Genomic DNA, 13720 nt, shown 5'->3' with positions numbered 1-13720 from the left:
GTTACAGCAAAGACTTGTGCAAAATAGATTGAAGGACGGCTGAAGTGTTATTGTATTAGTTAGATTAATGAAGCTGGTCATTGAAAGAGGGAGTTAATTATGCAAAGACATATTTACGCATGCCAAGACGGCTGCCCAGTTCAAAGTACTTTACAGATAATATCGGGAAAATGGAAAGCAGTTATTTTATATCATCTGCTCAAGAATGATACCTGTCGTTTTGGTGAACTGCAGAGAAAAATAGAAGATTGCTCCAGCAGAATGTTGGCCCTGCAACTGAATGAACTCGAAAAAGATAATGTGGTTAAGAAAAACGTGTATTCTGTAATGCCTCCTAAAACGGATTACACACTGACTGAGTTTGGAAAGAGCCTTGCACCAGTTGTCGAAGCAATGGAAAAATGGGGAGATCATTATAATCAAACAATCGTTAAAGAAGGTCATGCAAATGCCGAAGATTGCAGGGCGTTAGGGTACGAATCTTAAGTGAAGTTAAGCGAGCTAAGCTATCTTCAACGGCAAGAAATGCGGTTACCATGGATCTGACGTAATCTCAAAAAAATTTCACAAAATTAAACACTTTGTACGATTTGGACCTCAGCGTCAAGTCGTGCAAGGTGTTTTTTTAGTGGACTAAGATTGCGACAAGAAAAAGGGTTATATTATATGACATTTTGCCGAGAAAATATACTACTGACAGTTTTCTTTGAGTTTATGAAAATTAAGAAAATAATCTTATTTAATGAAAATTATTGTGAAACAAACATATGCAGCAAAAAAAGAGTTATATACACGGAATTGGTCTATGCCTATTTACAATGCAAAAATCTAAGTATAGAATCTCAACCAACAGCTGTACTATTGCTGTTTAACTGTTTTTGCGTAGACAGTTAGTTAATAAAATAAGCCTTTATTAAGATTTAGGTGGAATTGCTTTTTGTGAAAGCTAAAAGAAAGGAGGATGAAAATGTTTGAAAAAGGCAATGAGGATTTAAATAGTGAAGGAGCTGAATTCACGACAAGGGAAATCGAGCAACAGCCTGAATTGTGGGCCGAAGTCTGTGAAAATTACACTGAAAATATAGATCAGCTTGATAATTTTTTTACATGTCTAGAACAAGCAGGTGGGCAGAGAGTACGTGTTATTCTCACCGGAGCTGGGACCTCGGATTTTGTCGGTCAAACGATTGTTCCATATTTGAATTTGAAAGGCGACAGAAAAAAATACAGTTTTGAAGCAATTGCTACCACCACATTAGTTTCCGCTCCATTAGAGTACTTTGAAAGTCATACCCCAACATTGTTGGTATCTTTTGCCCGCAGTGGCAATTCACCCGAGAGTGTTGCAGCGATTCAACTGGCACAAAAAATAGTTACTAAATTATGGTCACTGGTTATCACATGTAATCCGAGTGGGAAGTTAGCCCAAGTCTATTCAACTGGAGAAAATAATCTTGTCTTACTTCAACCTGCACGCTCAAATGATAACGGTTTTGCAATGACGGGGAGTTTTACCTGTATGCTTTTAACGGCAGTGCTTGTTTTTGATTCAAGTGCGCTGGAAGAAAAGAAAGAATACGTAAAACTAATTGAGCAAATGGGCCATGAAGTTATTAAACGTGAACCTGAAATAAAAGCTCTATCAGATTTAGATTTCGAGCGAGTTATCTACCTGGGATCTGGTGGTTTGGCAGCTTTAACACAGGAAGCGCAACTAAAGTTATTGGAGCTAACAGCAGGTAAAATTGCAACATTATTTGAGTCATCAATGGGAATTAGGCATGGGCCTAAATCATTCATTAATACAAAAACAATAGTTTTTTGTTTTATAAATAATAATCCATACTCAAGACTCTACGACTTAGATATTCTTGCGGAAATTAGAAAAGAAAAAATTGCTTTGAAGGCAGTAGGAATTGATATGCAGGAGGGGGATAGGAGAGAGAAAGAAAATTTTGTATTTATCGGAGGAAATAAGCAGATCCCTGAGAGTTATTTAGCTCTGCCTTATATCATGGTGGCACAGACTTTTGCTCTTCTAACATCTGTAAAGATAGAAAATACTCCAGATAGGCCTTCAATTACGGGCACAGTCAACAGAGTTGTCAAAGGTGTTACTATTCATCACCTATAGCTTTTTATGGAAGGTGGAAACTATGCATTACTATATTCATGCTGATAAGTTTTTTTTGAAGAGCGGAATCGAAAATGAAGGATATCTTGAAATTATCGACGGACATTTTGGAAATTTTATACATGCTGAACCGAACGGAAAAATATTGAATTATCCTAACAAATTAGTTGTGCCTGGTTACGTTGATACACACATTCATGGGATGGTTGGACATGATGTTATGGATGGTGCCTGGGAAGACATCGATGCTATTTCACAAGCATTGTTAGAAACTGGTGTGACCAGCTGGCTGCCAACCACATTAACAGCAAGCATTGAACAGTTAAGTCATGTTACTAAGAATATTGGGGAACACGCAGGCAGTGAAAAAGGTGCGAAAATTCAAGGGATTTATTATGAAGGACCATTTTTTACGGTGGAACACAAAGGCGCGCAGAACCCGCAGTATTTCCGTGATCCGAAAATTGAGATATTAAAAAAGTGGCAAAAATTGTCTGGCAATCTGGTTAAAAAAATTGCTATTGCCCCAGAGAGAACGGGAAGCATTGATTTTATCAGAGAGGCTGTAAGGATGGGGGTTCACGTTGCACTTGGACATTCCAACGCTACATATGATCAAGCAAAAGAAGCAATTGATGCAGGGGCTGACATTTTTACACATGCTTTCAATGGAATGCGAGGTTTTACACACAGAGCTTGCAGGATAATTATACAAGCGACTTCTTGTAATGATATCACTGCAAAAAGATTTTTGGAAAAAGCGGATAGAAATGTAAAAGCCGCAATTGTTATGATCCTTTTAGGATTGGATAAGAATGCCGCAATCAAGTTTTTACGTGATAAAAATGGGTTTGTTCGGCAGGCCCTAGAGTAACGGAGCAAAAAAGTCGTCTTTGAGCAGTGATTGTAGACTACGCTCTGATTGTGCTTACAAGTAAGTTTATGCTTGGCAAAAGGGCTGGTTATTGGGGTAGGCTAATGCAAAAATTATACAAAAAAAGACTAAGCCAAATTTTTCGACTTAGCCTTTTTATAATTTTAAGTGAGACATCAATTAATGGTTCAAGTCAAACTTCATTTTAAAAAGAATTTCTTCCAAAAAAATATCGGGGCTTAGCTTCTTCGCGGCCATAGAGCAAATTTCGGACGCGGCATCACGACTAATGCCAACAATACAGCACCATAATCAAGATAAGTATCGATTGGACTGGTATCGAAGAGATAACCGCGAAGAATAACCAGCGAAATGATTACCAATGCTAAGACAACACGTAAATCTTTGTTCATAATGACCGCCTCCTAAGTATTATCTGTTTAAATGATAGCGCTTTAGATGGTTAAACTCAAACAAAGAAGTGCTGCCGAGCTTAAGAATGTTGAAATAAAAGAATAATCTTTGTTTGGGTTAATTAAATACTTTTTTTGACCAAATTGACTTTGTAAAAGTAATTTAGAATATTTACAAATTACTTTTAATCAACTATCATTTAAGAGGACAACTTAGGAGTGAGTTTTATGGGAGAAAAAGAATTACATGGTATTAAGAGAACGATTTTTGTGTGGACATTGCTCGCAGGGACCTTTACGATGTCGATTAGCCAATCTTCGCTATCGACAGCATATCCGACGCTAATGAAGTATTTTGGAGTTGATGCACCTACGATTCAATGGCTGACAACGGGTTTTATGTTGATCATGTGTGTTATGATGCCGCTGAGCCCCTGGTTGTTGAATAATTATTCGTTCAAAAAAATCTATTTGAGTGTTTTACTGATTTTTATGGTTGGAACTGCGATGATTATTTTGTCACCGAACTTTATTTTTGCATTGATAGGAAGAGCACTTGAAGCGATTGCGGTTGGAGTGTTGTTCCCATCATTTCAAACAGTTTTGCTGACAATTACACCGACTAAGAAAAGGCCTTCTGTCATGGGACTAGCGGGGCTTGTAATGGGATCAGCATTAGCTTGCGGTCCAATCATATCAGGAATTATCTTGAATTATCTCAGTTGGCAGAGCCTTTTCTGCTTTTTCTTGATCGTGATTCTGATCGTATTCGTGAGCGCATTTTTCAATATATATGATGTTCTGCCGCGACAGAAAAGCGGTTTTGATTTTGTTTCAGTGGTTGCATCATTTGGTTTGATCGGTATTTTGTATGTTGTTCAAACCTACGGCAGCAGGTTGAAAATGACTTCTTCATTACTGTTATTGTTGATCGTTAGTCTGGCGTTTACAGGTTATTTCATTTATCGGCAGTTTACACTTGATCAACCGCTTTTAAAATTAAGTGTCATGCGGGTCGTGAATTTTGATTTAGCAGTGCTGCTCACAGGGATTGCTTATATTTCGTTGATCGTTATTACAGTTATTTACCCGTTATACTATCAAAAAATACTGCATACTTCAGTTTTAGTATCCGGTTTGGCGTTAGTTCCACCAGCGCTCTTGTTAAGTGCTCTGAATCCGCTGACTGGAAAGTTAGCTGAAAAAATTGGGTTCAAGAAAACCTTAATCATTGGAATGCTGATGCTAGTTTGCGGCTGGGGGGCATTGGCTGTCTTCGCGAAGGAGCTGACGCTCGTATCAATGATCGTTTTTGCAATGCTGATTGAAGGTGGAAATGCTTTTGTCATGATGCCAGCAACAACTTTAGGGGCTGATTCACTAACAGAAGCGCAAATATCTCATGGAACAGCAATCATTACGACAGTTCGCCAGCTTTTGGGGGCGCTTGGTGTCACGCTCGCGACCCTGATTGTAGTTGCTGGAAGCAAATCAGTCAGTTCGGTCAGCGGCTATCGGAATGCTTTCTTATTCTTCTGTGTATTGGAAGTTATAGGATTCATTTTAGCCTGTGCCATTCGTCAAACGAAAAAGAATCAGTAAGTAAGATAACTTTATTTGCTGATAATTAAACAACAAGAGAAGGTATGGAAAAAGTCGCTTTAAAACCATGCCTTCTCTTGTATTTAGTTCTAAAATACTTTAAACTAAAGTAGTGTGTGAAACATATTGTTTCACAAAAAGAAATATCAATTTAAATTAAGATATGAAAGAGGAATATTATGACTCCAGAGCGTTTCAGACAAGAACTTGCCCAACATGGCATTGATTTGACAACAGAGCAGATGCAGCAATTCGAGACATATTATCATTTCTTAGTTGAAGCCAATGAACATGTTAATCTGACGGCAATTACTGCCCAAGAAGAAGTGTATCTGAAACATTTTTATGACTCGTTGTTGCCGGCGCTGGTTATTAAAGACCTTCAACATAAGGAATTGCGGATCTGTGATGTCGGAGCAGGCGCGGGCTTCCCTTCAATACCGTTGAAGATTGCTTTCCCTAAGCTGCAGGTTACAATTGTTGATTCGCTCAATAAACGGATCAAGTTCCTCGATGAGTTGGCGGATAAACTACAATTAACAGGTGTGGAATTTCATCACGCTCGAGCAGAAGAGTTCGCGGGCAAAAAGAGTTCTTTTCGGGAAAGCTTTGATATTGTAACTGCCCGAGCTGTGGCGCGCTTGTCCGTTTTGGCAGAATTATGTCTACCGTTGGTGAAATTGGGAGGCAATTTTATTGCACTTAAGGCACAAAAATCGCAAGCTGAGCTGGAAGATGCCCGCTACGGGATTAAAAAATTAGGTGGGAAAATTATTGCAGACGATGAACTGTTTCTGCCTGAAAATGGCGATGAACGGCATATTATTACTATTGCAAAAACGGGTGTGACACCTAAAAAGTATCCGCGGAAACCAGGGACTCCTGCTAAGAAGCCACTGGTAAAATCTGACGTCAAGGGGGAAGGATGATGGCATTTTCATTTTGGAACAAAAAGAAAAAAACAGTGGATGATACACAGCAGCGAATCACGGAAATCCCACTTGAACAAATCGTTCCTAATCGTTTTCAACCGCGTAAGGTTTTTGCCAAAGATAAGATTAGCGAGCTAGCTGATACGATTAAGGAGCATGGCTTGCTGCAGCCAATCATCGTCCGGCAATACGAACCGGAACATTATGAAATCATTGCTGGAGAGCGTCGTTTTCGTGCGATAACTCAGCTGGAATGGGAAAAGGTTCCCGCGCTTATCAAAGAAATGACGGATACTGAAGCAGCTTCGATGGCAGTCATTGAAAACTTGCAGCGTGAGGGATTGACGGCGATCGAAGAGGCACGTGCATATAAGGAGCTGATGGGATTAAATCGGCTGACCCAGAGTGAATTAGCACGGGCGATAGGCAAAAGCCAATCTTTTGTGGCTAACAAGCTGCGGTTATTAAAGCTTTCAAAGTTTGCACAGCAATCTATTTTAGACCGAAAAATCACTGAACGTCATGGTCGGGCGGTTTTGGCCTTGGAGGAAAAACAACAAGAAGAGGTTGTTAAACAAGTTATCGCCAAAGAAATGACAGTTAAGGAAACCGAAGCCTTGGTCCAAAAGCTAAATAATGATGGCAAGGCTAAAGAGGATCGCCCCAAAAAACGTTCCAAGGGGTCTACCAGTGATTTGCGTGTTGCAGTTAACACGATTAAAAAGGCACTTAAAATGGTCAATGACAATGGGATGAAGATCAAGACACATGAAGAAGATAATAAAGATTTTCATCGCATCATCATCGACATTCCGCTCGAAAAAGTAAGCAAGGAAGATACAAAGAAAAAATAGGGGGCGAAAGATTCATGGGAATCGTGATTGCATTGGCAAATCAAAAAGGCGGTGTCGGTAAGACAACTACTAGTGTCAATCTTGGAGCATGTTTAGCAGAGCTAGGCAAAAAGGTTCTGTTGATAGATTCTGATGCACAGGGCAACGCCACAAGCGGTGTCGGGATTCATAAGGCGAAGATCGAGAAAGATATCTATGATGTTTTGGTCAATGAATATCCGATTGCCGAGACGATTATTCCCAGTAGTCATCCGGGGCTTGACATTGTTCCAGCAACGATCCAACTTTCAGGTGCTGAGATCGAATTAACTTCACAGATGGCACGAGAGTCACGTCTTTTAGATGCAGTTAAGCAGATCAAGGATCGTTATGATTATATTTTGATCGACTGTCCACCTTCTTTGGGATTATTGACAATCAATGCTTTCAGCGCAAGTGATTCGATTTTAATCCCAGTTCAAAGTGAATACTATGCTTTGGAAGGATTAAGTCAATTGATGAATACAATCCGTTTGGTCCAAAAACATTTCAATCCAGATTTAAAAATCGAAGGAGTTCTGATGACGATGCTTGATGCACGAACGAATCTTGGAACACAAGTTGTTGCCGAGGTACAGAACTACTTTAAGAATAAGGTATATACAACTGTTATTCCACGAAATATTCGTCTTTCAGAGGCGCCTAGTCACGGGAAAGCAATTATTGATTATGACCCTAATTCACGCGGCGCAGAAGAATATATGTCTCTGGCCAAGGAGGTGCTGGCTGCTCATGACTAATAAGAATAATAAAGGATTAGGTCGTGGTATCGAGGCCTTATTTCAAGAATTTGACGAAACAAGCGATACGGAAGAAGTTGTAACTGAGTTAAAATTGACTGAAATCAGGCCAAATCCTTATCAACCGCGAAAAACTTTTGATGAAGAATCTTTAGCTGAACTAACAGATTCAATTAAGAAAACCGGTGTTTTTCAGCCGATTATTGTCCGCAAGTCGACTGTCAAAGGTTATGAAATCATTGCTGGTGAACGTCGTTTTCGAGCTTCCAAACTTGCTGGCAAGGAAACGATTCCAGCAATTGTGCGCCAAATAGACGAGGCTAGCATGATGGAAATCGCTGTTTTAGAAAATCTTCAGCGTGAAGATCTGACTCCCCTCGAAGAAGCGGAAGCTTACAATACCTTGATGGAGAAACTTAGCTTGACGCAAAATCAAGTTTCTGAACGTTTAGGTAAGAGCAGGCCGTATATTGCAAATTATCTTAGGCTTCTAGGCTTGCCATCAGAAGTTAAAAAGATGCTTCAGACTGAGAAGCTCTCAATGGGACAGGCACGAACTTTGTTGGCTTTAAGAGACAAGAAGCAGTTGGTTCAGTTGGCTGAAAAAACGATTCATGACAATTTGACTGTTCGGCAATTGGAACAGCTGATTGCTGAAATGAATGGCAAAAATTCCAAGAAAAGCAAAAAAGTCGTCAAAGACCCGAATGAGCCATATTATAAACAAAGTGAGACGGCTTTGCAGGAAAAATTCGGGACAAAGGTCGCGATTAAGAAAAGATCAAAATCAGGTAAAGGTAAAATAGAGATTGATTATTTATCAACCAAAGATTTTAACCGAATCTTGGATATTTTGGGAATCAGCTTGGATTAGAACGCAAAGACTAAATTGGGGGAATTCAAATGCCAACAACAGAATATGCGTTACATGATATTGTTGAAATGAAAAAACAGCATCCATGCGGAGTTAATCGGTGGGAGATCATCAGAGTGGGTATGGACATCAAGATCAAATGTACTGGCTGCAATCATTTAATTATGATGCCGCGGCGTGAATTTAATCGCAAATTCAAAAAGGTTCTCGAACAAGCTAAAAAAGAACAAGATTAGGAAAGAGTGAAGAATAACTATGTCATTAACTGCAGGAATCGTCGGCTTGCCTAATGTAGGCAAATCGACTTTATTTAACGCAATCACAAAGGCCGGAGCTGAGATGGCCAACTATCCTTTTGCTACAATTGACCCAAATGTTGGGATGGTAGAAGTTCCAGACAAGCGTCTGCCTAGAATTGATGAACTGATCCCAGCCAAGAAGATCATCCATACAACTTTTGAATTTACTGATATTGCGGGAATCGTTAAGGGAGCAAGTAAAGGCGAGGGCTTAGGCAACAAATTTCTTGAAAATATTCGACAAGTCGATGCAATTGTTCATGTTGTTCGTGCCTTTGATGATGATAACATCACACACGTCAGCAATAAAATTGACCCGTTGGACGATATCGATACAATTAATCTAGAGCTAACATTGGCAGATCTGGAAAGTGTTAATAAACGCTATACACGTGTTGAAAAGGTCGCACGTACAAAGGACAAGGAAGCTGTTGCGGAATTTGAGATTTTAAAACGTATCAAACCTGTTCTGGAAGCTGGTAAGCCTGTTCGTTCGCTGACATTTGACGAAGAAGAGCAAAAAATTGTCAAAGGGCTGTTCTTGTTAACATCCAAACCGGTCCTCTATGTTGCTAATATTGCTGAAGATGACATGGCAGATCCTGAAGCAAATAAATATGTTCAGCAAATTAAAAAGTTTGCTGAAGAAGAAGGCTCTGAAACCATCGCAGTTAGTGCCAAAACTGAGGAAGAAATTGCTGAACTCGACGACGCCGATAAGCAGGAATTTCTGGAAGCTGAAGGTGTCGAAGAATCTGGGCTCGACCGTTTGATCAAGGCTTCTTATAAATTGCTTGGACTTGCTACTTTCTTCACTGCAGGTGGCAAGGAAACACGTGCTTGGACTTTCAAGCGTGGGATGAAGGCTCCACAAGTTGCCGGAATTATTCATTCAGATTTTGAACGTGGCTTTATTCGTGCCGAAACGATCTCATTTGAAGATTTAGATAAATATGGCAGTATGGCAGCCGTTCGTGAGGCTGGACGTCTGCGCTCTGAAGGTAAGGAATATCTTGTACAAGATGGCGACATTATTGAGTTTAGATTCAATGTATAATTATGAGATGCAAGAGATAAAGGTGGAGATTACTTGTGACGGAAGAGAACAAACAAAATAATAAGCAACGCAATCAGGAAGTAGCCAAAAAACAAGCTGAAAAGCTCCAAACGAAAAAAAACGAAGTCGTTCCCACAAGTACTTTTGAAGGATTGACGAAACGGAATGAGGATTACATGTTTCGCCTAAATCGAATGCTTGAAGAGAAAGGCATTCCCGCTGAGAAACGGAAACAGGCTGTTGATGAAATGGTAGCTGAGTTGCGTGATAAACAACGGCAGGGTGTTACTGCCAGCAAACTGTACGGAACGATCAGCGAACGTACCGAAGCAATCATTGCTGGGCCGAAGAAGAAAGCTAAAGAGCCTTCATATTGGAGTGTTGCGCTTGATAACGGCTTAATTATGTTTATGATGTTTTGTATTATGTACGCGGCGTTAGGGGCCTTTTCAAAAAAACAAGCAGAAGTTAATGGCGGAATTTTAACATTGATTGTGACGTCCGTGATTGCAGGTTTAGGAATGGCTTACTTCTATAAGGTAGCAGGCTATCGGCGTGATCGTAAAAAACGTATTCCGTTCTGGAAAACATTGCTGCTCTCGGGTGCATTAGTTGTTATCTGGATCACAGCATATACTCTGGTCATGGCAGTACCAGGAGTTTTGAACCGTACATTTGAGCCAATTGTTTATGCTGTATTGGCTGTTATTGCATTTGGTGTGCGTTATCTTCTGAAAAAGAAATACGGTCTTATCGGATCGATGTTTTAAGCAGATGTTGCTTCTAATGAATCCTTATTTTGTGCGAAAAAAGCTGGATAAAAAAATAGGGTTGACATTTATTAGAATTAGGTTAAAATAAGTATCTGTATTATGATTTGATAAACAAATTGATCAGGAAAGTAGCTTTTCCGTATATCTAAGAGAGGTTGCGTGTGGTGCGAGCAACTGGTAGACGGAATTGTGAAAATGACCTGTGATTGGTTGTTGCGAGGCTTTGCTGGAGCAGCAGACGGGGTGCCCTCCGTTATTTTGGGACACTATTGTATGTGATAGTAGATTAGCTATGCATTTTTGCATAATTAGAATGGTACCGTGGGTCCTCTCACTTCTAAAAAGAAGTGGGGGGATTTTTTTGTTTTAGAAGAAGATAGAGAGATTACTTGGGACATAAGCATAAAAGGCAAGCATATTTTTAATGGGCTTGATTGAATAGTGTTATACAGAGAGGGAGAATTAAAAATGACAAACTTTGACACAAATTTAGTTCATGGAAAATGTTGTAATGACAACAATACTGGAGCAGTCAATGTTCCGATCTATAATTCATCGACGTATGTTTATCAAAGTGCTGATGCAAAGGTTAAATGGGATTATGCCCGTTCAGGGAATCCGACACGGGCCTTCTTAGAAGATCAAATAGCACTACTTGAAGGAGGAAAACGTGGTTTTGCTTTTTCTTCAGGATTAGCCGCGATTCATGCAGCTCTGGCAATCTTTGCGCCGGGAGATCACATCATTATCGGTGATAAGATATATGGCGGGACTTTCAGGCTGGTCAATCAGTATTTCAAGAGGTGGCAACTTGAATTCACAACAGTTGATACGCAGGATGCAACTGCAGTTGAAGCGGCTGTTAGGCCCAATACTAAGGCAATCTATTTTGAGACTTTCACTAACCCGCTGTTGCGAGTTACAAGCGTTAAAGCAATGTCAGAGATCGCACAGCGGCATCATTTGTTGACGATTGTCGACAATACTTTTTTAACACCTTATTTACAGCAACCATTGAAATTAGGGGCTGATATTGTTATCCATTCAGCAACTAAATATTTAGGTGGACATTCAGATGTTATCGCAGGGCTAGTGGTTGTTAAAAATTCTGAATTGGCAGATAAAATTTATTTTTCTCAAAATGCACTTGGAGGAGTTTTGTCACCTGAAGATTCTAATCTGATTCGACGCGGGATACAGACACTGGGAGTGAGGATGGATCGGCATTTGGCGAATGCCGCTAAACTTGTTGACTTTTTGACCGAAAGACCGGAAATAGCCAAGGTCTATTATCCAGGGATAGAAGGATCTACAGACAATGAAATTGCTCGAAAAGAATGTCGCGGTTTTGGCGGAATTATTAGTTTCGAGTTGGTTGATTCTATAGATTCAAAAGCCTTTGTGGAACATTTGAACTTATTTCAGTTAGCTGTGAGTTTAGGTGCAGTCGAAAGTCTGGTAGAATTGCCGTATAAGATGTCTCACGCTGAACTATCAGCAGCTGATTTGCAAGAATGTGGGATAAGCACACAGCTGATTCGTCTATCTGTTGGTATTGAAGATGCGGAAGATTTGGTCGCTGATCTTGCGCAGGCATTGGATTCGTTCCAAAAATAATATAATTGAAGGATGTGTCAGGTTAAGATTATGTGGGATATTATTGTCAACGCAACACCTCAATTGGTCGTTGCGGGTCTGAAATATACGATCCCGATTTCGATCGTTTCGTTTCTGCTTGGATTAATACTTGCATTGATAACGGCTTTGATCAGGTTGTCGAGCAAGAAGGGACCATTTAGGATACTCAAAGCAATTTTTAGATTTTATGTGTGGCTTTTCCGAAGTACACCATTGTTAGTGCAATTATTTATTGTCTATTTTGGGTTGCCATACCTTAAGCTGACGTTTATTGCACCGGATGGGATTAAATTAACTCCACTTGTGGCTGGAATTATAACATTTTCATTGAATACAGGGGCCTATTGTTCAGAAACAATCAGAGCTTCGATTCTTTCAATTCCTAAGGGTCAGTGGGAAGCTGCTTATTCGATTGGAATGACTAGATCGCAGGCACTTTCACGAATTATTTTACCCCAAGCTGTGCGTGTTTCACTGCCACCGTTAGCCAATAGCTTCATTGGCCTAGTCAAGGATACTTCATTGGCAGCTTCGATTACAATTGTGGAAATGTTTGAAGTCAGTCAACAAATTGCGGCGGAGAATTATCAACCATTAGTTATGTACTGTTTGGTGGCTGCTTTATATGCAGTTGCCTGCTCGTTGCTGTCTTGGCTGCAGGGATATCTTGAGAAAGTGACCTCGCGTTACGTCACGAATGCTGATTAAGATCAGAAGGAGATTAGTACAGTTATGCTTAAATTGGAAAAACTTAACAAGAGCTTCGGCGAGCATCACGCCCTAGTTGATATTACGACCACCTTTCCCGAACATCAAACAACTGTTATCCTAGGACCATCGGGGTCAGGAAAATCAACACTTCTTCGGTCGCTCAATCTTTTGGAAAGACCGGAATCCGGCAGATATTTTTTCGATGATGATGTTTTTGATTTTGCTAAGGGAATTTCGGTCAAGGATACGTTGAATATTAGGAAACGGACAGAGATGGTGTTTCAAGGTTACAACCTTTTTCCGCATTTAACAGTTTTGAAGAACATCATGGAAGGACCGATCCAGGTGTTGCGCCGACCTAAGGCGGAGGTAGAAAAAGATGCACATGCCTTGCTGAAAAAAGTTGGCTTAGCTGACAAAGCAGATGTCTACCCTAATCAGTTGTCTGGTGGGCAGGCACAGCGTGTGGCGATCGCACGTTCGTTGGCAATGCAGCCAAAGTATATTTTATTGGATGAACCGACAAGCGCACTTGATCCAGAACTTGAGTTGGAAGTCCTTAAGGTTTTGAAACAAATTTCAACAGAAAAACGTTCAATGATTATTGTGACGCATAACATGGCATTTGCCCGCGAAGTTGCTGACAAAATTATTTTTGTCGAAGATGGGCACATTCTGTTTGATGGATCGAACGAAGACTTCTTTAAAACAGAAAATAAGCGGATTGCTGACTTTATCTCGGCAATGACATTTGCAAATATTTAAAAAGGGTGGAGAAAA

At 40.0% G+C, this 13720-nt stretch carries 15 protein-coding genes and 1 other annotated feature; of the genes, 14 read left to right on the top strand and 1 reads right to left on the bottom strand.

All coding sequences use genetic code 11. The features are described from left to right. Positions 1–99: 99 nt before the first annotated feature. The 3 genes from FC19_RS02375 to FC19_RS02365 all read left to right on the top strand — a co-directional run bounded on the left by FC19_RS02375 (position 100) and on the right by FC19_RS02365 (position 3008). Positions 100–486 (top strand): winged helix-turn-helix transcriptional regulator, encoded by a 387-nt coding sequence (locus FC19_RS02375; RefSeq protein WP_057875398.1) that lies wholly within the window; start codon positions 100–102, stop codon positions 484–486. Between the two features lie 481 nt (positions 487–967). Next, positions 968–2134 carry an SIS domain-containing protein gene (locus FC19_RS02370; RefSeq protein WP_057875397.1) on the top strand — a complete coding sequence of 389 codons (1167 nt, stop codon included), beginning with the start codon at positions 968–970 and terminating at the stop codon, positions 2132–2134. 22 nt (positions 2135–2156) lie between these two features. Then, a complete protein-coding gene (locus tag FC19_RS02365) occupies positions 2157–3008 on the top strand; it encodes an N-acetylglucosamine-6-phosphate deacetylase (RefSeq protein ID WP_057875396.1) in 852 nt (283 codons plus the stop codon). Positions 3009–3247: 239 nt separating this feature from the next. On the opposite strand, the gene FC19_RS11425 is transcribed toward FC19_RS02365, so the two are convergent. Then, on the bottom strand, positions 3248–3421 hold the full coding sequence (locus tag FC19_RS11425; RefSeq protein WP_157061237.1) for a hypothetical protein: 174 nt from the start codon (positions 3419–3421) through the stop codon (positions 3248–3250). Positions 3422–3649: 228 nt separating this feature from the next. Here FC19_RS11425 and FC19_RS02360 point away from each other — a divergent pair, with 228 nt between their 5' ends. From FC19_RS02360 to FC19_RS02310, 11 genes are all read left to right on the top strand, one after another. Further along, entirely contained in the window at positions 3650–5023 is a 1374-nt protein-coding gene (locus tag FC19_RS02360; RefSeq protein ID WP_057875395.1) for an MFS transporter, read from the top strand. 179 nt (positions 5024–5202) lie between these two features. Beyond that, complete coding sequence (gene rsmG, locus FC19_RS02355; protein ID WP_057875394.1) at positions 5203–5952, top strand: 16S rRNA (guanine(527)-N(7))-methyltransferase RsmG; 750 nt, start codon at positions 5203–5205, stop codon at positions 5950–5952. Then, positions 5952–6809: a nucleoid occlusion protein gene (gene noc, locus FC19_RS02350; protein ID WP_057875393.1), complete on the top strand. Its 858-nt coding sequence runs from the start codon at positions 5952–5954 to the stop codon at positions 6807–6809. The genes rsmG and noc overlap by 1 nt, the downstream gene beginning before the upstream one ends. 14 nt (positions 6810–6823) lie before the next feature. Next, the gene (locus tag FC19_RS02345; protein WP_057738614.1) at positions 6824–7588 is read left to right on the top strand and encodes a ParA family protein; all 765 of its coding nucleotides are present in this window, start codon (positions 6824–6826) and stop codon (positions 7586–7588) included. After that, entirely contained in the window at positions 7581–8462 is an 882-nt protein-coding gene (locus tag FC19_RS02340; RefSeq protein WP_057875392.1) for a ParB/RepB/Spo0J family partition protein, read from the top strand. The genes FC19_RS02345 and FC19_RS02340 overlap by 8 nt, the downstream gene beginning before the upstream one ends. Positions 8463–8491: 29 nt before the next feature. Then, positions 8492–8698, top strand: coding sequence for a DUF951 domain-containing protein (locus FC19_RS02335; protein ID WP_057875391.1), 207 nt, complete (start codon positions 8492–8494; stop codon positions 8696–8698). 19 nt (positions 8699–8717) lie between these two features. Then, on the top strand, positions 8718–9818 hold the full coding sequence (gene ychF, locus FC19_RS02330; protein ID WP_057875390.1) for a redox-regulated ATPase YchF: 1101 nt from the start codon (positions 8718–8720) through the stop codon (positions 9816–9818). 35 nt (positions 9819–9853) lie between these two features. Next, positions 9854–10588, top strand: a complete 735-nt coding sequence (locus FC19_RS02325) for a DUF1129 domain-containing protein (protein ID WP_057875389.1) — start codon at positions 9854–9856, stop codon at positions 10586–10588. A gap of 110 nt (positions 10589–10698) precedes the next feature. Beyond that, positions 10699–10933, top strand: a binding site (T-box leader). A gap of 126 nt (positions 10934–11059) precedes the next feature. Then, a complete protein-coding gene (locus tag FC19_RS02320) occupies positions 11060–12208 on the top strand; it encodes a trans-sulfuration enzyme family protein (RefSeq protein WP_057875388.1) in 1149 nt (382 codons plus the stop codon). Between the two features lie 30 nt (positions 12209–12238). Next, complete coding sequence (locus FC19_RS02315; protein WP_057875387.1) at positions 12239–12937, top strand: amino acid ABC transporter permease; 699 nt, start codon at positions 12239–12241, stop codon at positions 12935–12937. Between the two features lie 24 nt (positions 12938–12961). Then, positions 12962–13705, top strand: a complete 744-nt coding sequence (locus FC19_RS02310) for an amino acid ABC transporter ATP-binding protein (protein WP_057875386.1) — start codon at positions 12962–12964, stop codon at positions 13703–13705. Positions 13706–13720 lie beyond the last annotated feature (15 nt).

This window comes from Liquorilactobacillus aquaticus DSM 21051, assembly GCF_001436755.1.
GTDB classification, from domain to species: domain Bacteria; phylum Bacillota; class Bacilli; order Lactobacillales; family Lactobacillaceae; genus Liquorilactobacillus; species Liquorilactobacillus aquaticus.
Note: the sequence above shows the minus strand (reverse complement) of the source record. Positions and strands in the feature narration are given on the sequence as shown.